This is a genomic window from Pseudomonas sp. 2822-17 (genome assembly GCF_002742485.1).
In the GTDB taxonomy this organism is placed as follows: domain Bacteria; phylum Pseudomonadota; class Gammaproteobacteria; order Pseudomonadales; family Pseudomonadaceae; genus Aquipseudomonas; species Aquipseudomonas cyclaminis.
The window spans coordinates 1-230 of the sequence record NZ_LJRZ01000975.1; the positions used below are offsets into that span (position 1 = coordinate 1).

Genomic DNA, 230 nt, shown 5'->3' on the forward strand with positions numbered 1-230 from the left:
GACTCTAACGGCATGGGTGATGTTGAAAAGAAGCTAGCAGAAACAGCAGCTGGTTTCCTTGCACGCCAAATGGAACAATAATAAATTTTGATTAAATGAGTTCCGTTAGGTGAAATTTCCTTTGAGAGGCACTGTTTTAGGTGCCTCTCTTTTTTATATATTGGATCAGTGCAGTTTTTTGGCCGATGACCAAGGCGTTTCCGCTTTTCTTATGCTATAATGTCTAGAAT

Annotated in this window: 1 protein-coding gene; it reads left to right on the plus strand. The window is 39.6% G+C overall.

The genetic code is table 11. The annotated features are described in order from the left end of the window. Positions 1-12: 12 nt before the first annotated feature. On the plus strand, positions 13-81 hold the full coding sequence (locus tag AOA60_RS35115) for a stage V sporulation T C-terminal domain-containing protein (protein WP_368731603.1): 69 nt from the start codon (positions 13-15) through the stop codon (positions 79-81). Positions 82-230 lie beyond the last annotated feature (149 nt).